The 7,512-nt window shown below is 63.0% G+C and carries 9 protein-coding genes; 8 read left to right on the top strand and 1 reads right to left on the bottom strand.

Annotation, left to right across the window (positions count from 1 at the left end):
- The 8 genes from B3E94_RS05080 to B3E94_RS05045 all read left to right on the top strand — a co-directional run.
- Positions 1 to 523: electron transfer flavoprotein subunit alpha/FixB family protein (locus B3E94_RS05080; RefSeq protein WP_286912566.1), on the top strand; the 523-nt coding region annotated here is incomplete at its 5' end.
- 78 nt (positions 524 to 601) lie between these two features.
- Complete coding sequence (locus tag B3E94_RS05075) at positions 602 to 1,423, top strand: substrate-binding periplasmic protein (protein WP_286912565.1); 822 nt, start codon at positions 602 to 604, stop codon at positions 1,421 to 1,423.
- A gap of 9 nt (positions 1,424 to 1,432) precedes the next feature.
- The gene (locus B3E94_RS05070; RefSeq protein WP_286912563.1) at positions 1,433 to 1,786 is read left to right on the top strand and encodes a DUF4398 domain-containing protein; all 354 of its coding nucleotides are present in this window, start codon (positions 1,433 to 1,435) and stop codon (positions 1,784 to 1,786) included.
- Positions 1,783 to 2,595 (top strand): OmpA family protein, encoded by an 813-nt coding sequence (locus B3E94_RS05065; protein ID WP_176516617.1) that lies wholly within the window; start codon positions 1,783 to 1,785, stop codon positions 2,593 to 2,595. Before B3E94_RS05070 ends, B3E94_RS05065 begins: the two co-directional genes overlap by 4 nt.
- Positions 2,596 to 2,800: 205 nt before the next feature.
- Positions 2,801 to 4,243: a PLP-dependent aminotransferase family protein gene (locus tag B3E94_RS05060; protein ID WP_236238083.1), complete on the top strand. Its 1,443-nt coding sequence runs from the start codon at positions 2,801 to 2,803 to the stop codon at positions 4,241 to 4,243.
- Positions 4,244 to 4,306: 63 nt separating this feature from the next.
- Positions 4,307 to 4,762: a hypothetical protein gene (locus B3E94_RS05055; protein ID WP_286912562.1), complete on the top strand. Its 456-nt coding sequence runs from the start codon at positions 4,307 to 4,309 to the stop codon at positions 4,760 to 4,762.
- Between the two features lie 121 nt (positions 4,763 to 4,883).
- Positions 4,884 to 5,138: a YkgJ family cysteine cluster protein gene (locus B3E94_RS05050; protein WP_236238085.1), complete on the top strand. Its 255-nt coding sequence runs from the start codon at positions 4,884 to 4,886 to the stop codon at positions 5,136 to 5,138.
- Between the two features lie 34 nt (positions 5,139 to 5,172).
- On the top strand, positions 5,173 to 5,778 hold the full coding sequence (locus B3E94_RS05045; RefSeq protein ID WP_176516611.1) for an START domain-containing protein: 606 nt from the start codon (positions 5,173 to 5,175) through the stop codon (positions 5,776 to 5,778).
- Between the two features lie 72 nt (positions 5,779 to 5,850).
- Here the strand turns inward: B3E94_RS05045 and gltA are convergent, their stop codons facing one another.
- The gene (gltA, locus tag B3E94_RS05040; RefSeq protein ID WP_286912561.1) at positions 5,851 to 7,101 is read right to left on the bottom strand and encodes a citrate synthase; all 1,251 of its coding nucleotides are present in this window, start codon (positions 7,099 to 7,101) and stop codon (positions 5,851 to 5,853) included.
- Between the last annotated feature and the right edge of the window lie 411 nt (positions 7,102 to 7,512).

Raw genomic sequence — 7,512 nt, 5'->3', positions numbered from 1 at the left:
GCAATCGAGCGCGGCGGTCAAGGTCATCACCGTGCGTACCCCCGGCTTCGCCGCCGTTGCCGCGGAAGGTGGCTCCGCGGCCGTCGAAGCGGTAGCTGCCGCGCACAACACCGGTATCTCCGCCTTCGTCGGCGAAGAACTGGCCAAGTCCGACCGCCCTGAGCTGACCGCTGCCAAGATCGTCGTTTCCGGCGGCCGTGGCATGGGCAACGGTGACAACTTCAAGCACCTGTACAGCCTGGCCGACAAGCTCGGCGCTGCCGTGGGTGCCTCGCGCGCCGCGGTCGATGCAGGCTTCGTGCCCAACGACATGCAGGTCGGCCAGACCGGCAAGATCGTTGCGCCACAGCTGTACATCGCCGTCGGTATCTCCGGCGCGATCCAGCACCTGGCCGGCATGAAGGACTCCAAGGTGATCGTTGCGATCAACAAGGACGAAGAAGCGCCGATCTTCCAGGTGGCTGACTACGGCCTGGTCGCTGACCTGTTCGAAGCGGTGCCAGAGCTGGAAAAGCTGGTCTGATCCGGCTGCTTCACTTATAAAGAAGCCCGGCCCTCCTACTGAGGGCCGGGCTTCTTTTTGCCGGGCAAGGAGTGAGGGATGGCGTTTCGCGAAGCGGGCAGGGTGCTGGTATGCGTGGTGGCGATGCTCTCGCCGCTGGCCATGGCGGCGGGCAAGTGCGAGCGCCTGGTGGCGACCGGCAGCCCGGATGCACCGCCCTATTCCTGGCAGGACCCGAAAGACCCGAAGCACCTGATCGGCGCCAACGTCGACCTGCTCGGGCAGGTGGCTGGCGAACTGGGCGTGAAGGTGGAAGTGCTCAATGCCGGCAGGCGCGACCAGGCGCTGGAGGAAGTGCGCAGCGGGCGCATCGACCTGCTGCTCGACACGCCCATGCAGGTGGAGCAGCTGACCGCGCTGGATTACATCCACCCACCGTTGCAGCTCAACGAATACCTGGTGTGGACGCGCCATGACGCGACGCTGGAGTACCAAGGCCCGGCGGACCTCGCCAAATACCGCGGCAGCCTGTCGGAGCGCGCCCGCCTGACCCCGGCCTTCAGCGCCTTCGCCAAGGCCCAGCTCAAGCTGGAGCCGGCGCAGAACCTGACCCAGGCCTTCCAGAAGCTGGTGCTGGGGCAGGTCGATTATGTGCTCGCCGGGCGCTACTCGGGCATGGCCATGACCCAGAGCCTGGGCATGAGCAGCCACCTGGTGGCCCGTGGCCTGCCGGTGGACCGCCCCGGCCTGTACCTGGCCATTTCGCACAACTCGGCCTGCAATGACGCCTGGTTGCGTGGGCAACTGGCGAAAAAGCTGACAGAATTGCCGATCTCCGGTGCGTCCGAAGCCGTGCTGCAACGCAATGTCGAGCGCTGGAAAGCGCAGATGCAAGTGCAGGCGGACGCCCCCAAACAGTAGGAAGAGTGCGTGAGAACCCAATCACTGATCCTTGCCGTGGCTGTGCTCGGCCTGGCTGGCTGCGCCAATGACCCGGCGCCCAATGAGCAGATGCGTATTTCCGAGCAGGCGCTGGAACAGGCCAAGGCGGTCGGTGCCACCGACCAGGTCGCGGCGATGAAGCTGGCTGAAGGCAAGTTCGCCCGGGCCAAGACCAACATGCTCACCGAAGACTATCGTGACGCCCGCATGCGTGCCGAACAGGCCGAGCTGGATGCGCGCCTGGCCGAGGCGCAGGTGCTGAACCAGAAGAGCGACGAGCAGCTCGACTTGCTGCAGCAGCGGGTCAAGCGCCTGCGCAAGCAACTGGAGGTGCAGCCATGATGCGCGGCAGACCAATGGCGGCGCTGGCCTTGCTGGCGCTGGTGGCAGGCTTGCAGGGGTGTGCCAGCCAGCGCAGCTCTGCGGCACTAGACGATGCCACGGCAGCGTTCCAGAAGGTCAAGGACGATTCCGATGTGCTGCGCAGTGCGCCACGTGACGTGATCCGTGCCGGCGAGTCGCTGGCGCGGGCCGAACGCCTGTCCAGCTACATCGGCACCGGCAGTGACGTGCGCCATTACGCCTACCTGAGCGAGCGCTACAGCGAGATCGCCAGCGAGCATGCCAAGCTGGCGCTGAACCAGGAGCGCCTGGCCAAGCTCGACCTCGAACGCCAGCGCCTGCAGTTGGCATTGCGCGAGGCCAAGCTGGCCAGCGTGCAGCAGCAGGGCAAGTGGGTCGAAACGCAGATTGCCGCGCTGGCCTCGGAGCAGGCTGACCGTGGCCTGGTGATGACCTTGGGCGATGTGCTGTTCGACACCGGCCGTGCCGACCTGAAGAATTCGGCCAGCCGCACGGTGTTGAAGCTGGTGCAGTTCCTTCAGCTCAACCCGCGTCGCGTGGTGCGCATCGAGGGTTATACCGACAGCACCGGTGCGCCGGAGGACAACCTCAAGCTGTCGCGCGACCGCGCCCAGGCAGTGGCCGACATGTTGGTCGACCTGGGTATCGATGAGAAGCGCCTGCAGGTCGAGGGCTATGGCGACCAGTATCCGATCGAGGCCAATGCCTCGGAGCGGGGCAGGGCGCAGAACCGCCGGGTGGAAATCGTCTTCTCCGACGAGAAGGGCAAGCTCGCACCGGCGCGCTGATCGCGGCGGCCTCTCGCCGGCAAGCCGACTCCCACAGGTCCATGGCAGATGCTGAAACTGTGGGAGCCGGCTTGCCGGCGATGAGGTTCACAGGTGCCACGTAACTGTAATGTCGACTATTCTGCAATCTGTCCCAGTACACTTTGCAACTGTTACGGTATTCTCTACCGCCAGTGAGTCGCACAAGAACAACGAGCCGCCCGCCATGACCAACCTGCTGCTGTACCAGCGTATCGCCCAGCAACTGGCCGATGACATCCGCCGTGGTGTCTACCAGCCAGGCGAGCGGGTGCCGTCCGTTCGCAAGATGAGCGCCCAGCTCAATGTCAGCCATGCCACGGTGCTGCAGGCCTATGCCAATCTCGAAGACCAGGGCCTGATTCGCGCCCGGCCGCAGTCGGGCTACTACGTTCACCAGACCCCGGCTCTGACCGCGCAGACCCCGGACATCGCCCGGGTCGAGCGGCCTGGCCTGGTCACTCGGGCCAGCATCATCCAGCAGGTACTGACCGAGGCGCGCCGCGACGGCGTGTTCCCCTTCGGTGCTGCCGTGCCTCATGTCGACTACCTGCCGGTGCGGGCCCTGCATCAGCAGATCGCCAAGGTCACCCGCTTTCACAGCCCGCGCGCCTTCAGCTACATGTTCAGCCCGGGGTTCGAACCGCTGCGCCGGCAGATCGCCATCCGCATGCGCGATGCCGGTGTGCTGGTGGACCCGCGCGAGGTGATCGTCACCCATGGGTGTGTCGATGCCTTGCAGATGTCGCTGCGGGTGCTGACCCGCCCGGGCGACCTGATCGCGGCGGAGTCGCCCACCTATTACGGCCTGTTGCAGCTGGCGGACTTGCTGGGGCTGAAGGTCATCGAAATTCCCAGTGACCCGTCCACCGGCATCAGCCTGGAAGCCTTGCAGCTGGCGGCCAACCAGTGGTCGATCAAGGCGCTGGTGCTGACCACGCGCCTGAGCAATCCTTTGGGCGGCACCGTCCCCGAAGAGCGGCAGAAACAACTGCTGCGCCTGGCGTCGGACTTCGACATCCAGATCGTCGAAGACGACATCTATGGCGAACTGATGTTCGAGCAGGGCAAGACCAAGGCGCTCAAGGCGTTCGACCGGCTCGACCGGGTCATCTACTGCTCGAGTTTTTCCAAGACCTTGTCACCGGGTGTGCGGGTCGGCTGGATGGTGGCGGGGCGCTATCAGGATGAGATCCAGCGGCTCCAGACCTTCACCACCCATTCGGCGTGCAGCGTGACGCAGATGGGCGTGGCCGCCTATTTGGAAAACGGCGGTTACGACCGCCACCTGCGCTACATTCGCCAGGAATATCGCAAGAACCTCAGTGCCTACCAGTTGGCGGTGCAGCAGCACTTCCCCGAAGGTACGCAGATGACCCGGCCCACGGGCGGTTTCATCCTGTGGGTGAGCCTGCCGGGGCGGGTCAATACCCAGGAGTTGCACGTGCGCGCACTGGAGCAGGGGATCAGCATTGCGCCGGGGCTGATCTTCAGCAATACCGAGCAGTTCAACCACTGCATACGCCTTAATTGCGGGATTCCGTGGAACAAGGAAGCCGAGCGGGCGGTGATCACCCTGGGCTTGCTGGCCCAGCAATTGTGCCGCGAGTCGGCGACCCCACTTTTGTAAGGCTTGCCAGGGACGGGCGGAACGTAGAGCATAGGCACTTTGCCAGCCTGTCCGCCGATGTCCATGAAACTGTTGCGTAGCCTTGCCCTGATCGTTTGCCTCGTGCCCCTGTACCTGCCTGCTGGAGTGGCCGAGGCTGCGCAGCCTGCCGTGCAGGCGCAGGACAAGGCGGCAAAGCCTGCGCCCAAGCAGCCTGCCAAGCCGGCCAAGCCGGCCAAAAGCAAGGCCAAGCCGGTGCACAAACCCGTCAGCAAGGCGGTGCGCCAGCCATTGCCCAAGGCCAAGCTGGACCTCAGCCTGCCCGCCGACATGGTCAACGAGCTCGAGCCCAACGTCGGCAGCACGCCGCCAAGGCGCAAACCTTTGCTGCCGGCGATGTTCACCGAAAAGCCGGAAACCGACGACAGCCCGTTCCAGCTCAACGGCCGCCTGATCAGCAACGAAATGCAGCTGCAGTTGCGCAACGACAGCCGCCGCGATGTGGAAGGCGCGGCCATCGAATTCCAGTTCCGCCAATAGCCGGGCCCAACTGACTGCCGGGTCACGGCAGATTTCATCGGGTCAGCAATTTCAAACGCATGTTTGAGCGGTTACTATCCAGGGACGTTCGTCCCGTCTTGCTCCAGGGAGTCCTGTTTTCATGAAGTGTCGCGAGGGTTGCGGTGCCTGCTGCATCGCCCCGTCCATCAGCTCGGCGATGCCGCGCATGCCTGAGGGCAAGCCGGCCGGTGAGCGCTGCCTGCACCTGACTGTCGACAACCTCTGCGACTTGTTCGGCAAGCCCGAACGGCCAGCGGTGTGTGGCGGGTTCCAGGCGGATATCGAGGTGTGTGGCAGCGACCGTGAAGAGGCGATCAGGATTCTGGGTTGGTGGGAGCAGATGACGGCGGCGTGACAAGGCTGGATCTTCGACAACAAGGATAAAGATGATGAGATCGTTCAAGCGTATTGCACTGCTGTGTGGCATGGGTGTCCTGCTGGCGCCGGCCGCCTGGGCGGAAAACTGGCAAGTGGCCAAGGACGAGGACGGGATCAAGGTCTCCCTCAGCGAGGTGGCCGGCTCCAAGTACAAGGCCTACCGTGGTGTGACCCTGATCAAGGCCCCTCTGGCCAAGGTGCAGGCGTTGCAGGAAGACGTGGTCGGGGCCTGTGCCTGGATCCACGAGTGCGAGTCGCAGAAGCTGCTCAAGCACGAAGGCGACCAGAGCTGGACCTACACCCGCTTCAATACGCCATGGCCGGTGACGCCGCGGGACTCGGTGTTGCATGTCACCACGGTCAAGGATGCCGACGGCAGCCTGACCCGTAACCTGAAGGAAGAGCCGACCTATATCCCGGAAGAGAAGGGCTATGTGCGGGTGGCGAAAGTCGAAGGCTTCTGGAAGCTGGTGCCTAAGGGTGACAGCACCGAAGTGACCTACCAGGTGCACACCGAGCCAGGTGGCAGCGTGCCGGCGATGGTTGCCAACAAGTTCGTGGTCGATGCGCCGTTCAATACCCTGAAAGGGTTGCGCGAGCGGGCCGAGAAGAACTGAGGCCGCTACAGGCGAACGGCAATGAAAAAAGGCTGCCCGAGGGCAGCCTTTTTTGCGTTCGGCTCAGGGAGCTTACTTGCGGTCCTTCAGTTCGACGATGTCGCGCTGCAGCTCGCCGGTGTACAGCTGGCGCGGGCGGCCAATCTTGTACGGGCTGGAGAGCATTTCCTTCCAGTGCGAGATCCAGCCCACGGTACGTGCCAGGGCGAAGATCACGGTGAACATGCTGGTTGGAATGCCGATCGCCTTGAGGATGATCCCCGAGTAAAAGTCGACGTTCGGGTACAGCGAGCGCTCGATGAAGTACGGATCGGTCAGGGCGATCTCTTCCAGGCGCATGGCCAGTTCGAGCTGCGGGTCGTTCTTGATGCCCAGCTCGCCGAGCACTTCGTCGCAGGTCTTCTTCATCACGGTGGCGCGCGGGTCGCGGTTCTTGTACACGCGGTGACCGAAGCCCATCAGCTTGAACGGGTCGTTCTTGTCCTTGGCCTTGGCGATGTACTTGTCGATGTTCGAGACATCGCCAATTTCATCGAGCATGGTCAGCACGGCTTCGTTCGCACCGCCGTGGGCAGGGCCCCACAGTGCGGCGATACCGGCGGCGATACAGGCGAACGGGTTGGCACCCGAGGAGCCGGCCAGGCGCACGGTGGAAGTCGAGGCGTTTTGCTCATGGTCGGCGTGGAGGATGAAGATCTTGTCCATTGCCTTGGCCAACACCGGGCTGATCGGTTTGATCNNGTACGACAGGTCGTTGCGCGGGTACATCATCGGCTGGCCCATGGAGTACTTGTAAACCATCGCGGCCAGGGTCGGCATCTTGGCGACCAGGCGCACCGCGGAAATTTCGCGGTGTTGCGGGTTATTGATGTCCAGGGAGTCGTGGTAGAACGCCGACAGGGCGCCGACCACACCGCACATCACCGCCATCGGGTGAGCGTCGCGGCGGAAACCGTTGAAGAACGACTTCAGCTGCTCGTGAACCATGGTGTGGTTCTTCACGGTGCTGACGAACTGAGCCTTCTGCTCGGCATTGGGCAGTTCGCCGTTGAGCAGCAGGTAGCAGGTTTCCAGGTAGTCCGATTGCTCGGCGAGCTGTTCGATCGGGTAGCCGCGGTGCAGCAGCACGCCCTTGTCGCCGTCAATGTAGGTGATCTTCGACTCGCACGAGGCGGTCGCCATGAAACCGGGGTCGAAGGTGAAGTGACCAGTGGCCCCTAACCCGCGGACGTCGATTACATCAGGACCAACGGTGCCGGTTAAAATGGGCAGCTCGACGGGGGCAGCGCCCTCGATGACCAACTGCGCTTTTTTGTCAGCCATGTGGCCTCCTATTAATGCTTGAAATCATCAGACAGACCCCCCACGCAGGGCCCGCACCACTATAGAGAAGTAAATTCGAATGTCAATTTGCCTAAAGGCTGCTTGAAAGCGGGCTGCAGGCCTGATTTTTCACGAAATTCTCGCCCATTTACGCCTTTTGTTCGCTAAAGGCAATGCGCTATTTGGGCTACCCCCTTCCGTTGTCATAAGCAGCCTAACTGTCTATACTCGGCACCCGACTCCCTGGGGCTTGCAAGCCCGAACTGCTGGGGGTCGCCGTTCCCTGGGTGGTGGGTACCTGACCAGTACACTTACCAACAACTTTGCCCTGATTCGCTAGGGGCTCTTCAGTGTGAAAAAAGCCGTGAAAAGCCAACGACCTGTAAACCTAGACCTAAGGACCATCAAGCT

It is taken from the genome of Pseudomonas sp. UBA6315, from assembly GCF_002438125.1.
In the GTDB taxonomy this organism is placed as follows: domain Bacteria; phylum Pseudomonadota; class Gammaproteobacteria; order Pseudomonadales; family Pseudomonadaceae; genus Aquipseudomonas; species Aquipseudomonas faucium.
Note: the sequence above shows the minus strand (reverse complement) of the source record. Positions and strands in the feature narration are given on the sequence as shown.

What these genes read in the sequence shown, in the direction of transcription:
- B3E94_RS05075 (WP_286912565.1), top strand. Translation starts at nt 602, where the DNA reads ATGGCGTTTCGCGAAGCGGGCAGGGTGCTGGTATGCGTGGTGGCGATG.
- B3E94_RS05045 (WP_176516611.1), top strand. Translation starts at nt 5,173, where the DNA reads ATGAGATCGTTCAAGCGTATTGCACTGCTGTGTGGCATGGGTGTCCTG.
- B3E94_RS05065 (WP_176516617.1), top strand. Translation starts at nt 1,783, where the DNA reads ATGATGCGCGGCAGACCAATGGCGGCGCTGGCCTTGCTGGCGCTGGTG.
- B3E94_RS05050 (WP_236238085.1), top strand. Translation starts at nt 4,884, where the DNA reads ATGAAGTGTCGCGAGGGTTGCGGTGCCTGCTGCATCGCCCCGTCCATC.
- B3E94_RS05060 (WP_236238083.1), top strand. Translation starts at nt 2,801, where the DNA reads ATGACCAACCTGCTGCTGTACCAGCGTATCGCCCAGCAACTGGCCGAT.
- B3E94_RS05055 (WP_286912562.1), top strand. Translation starts at nt 4,307, where the DNA reads ATGAAACTGTTGCGTAGCCTTGCCCTGATCGTTTGCCTCGTGCCCCTG.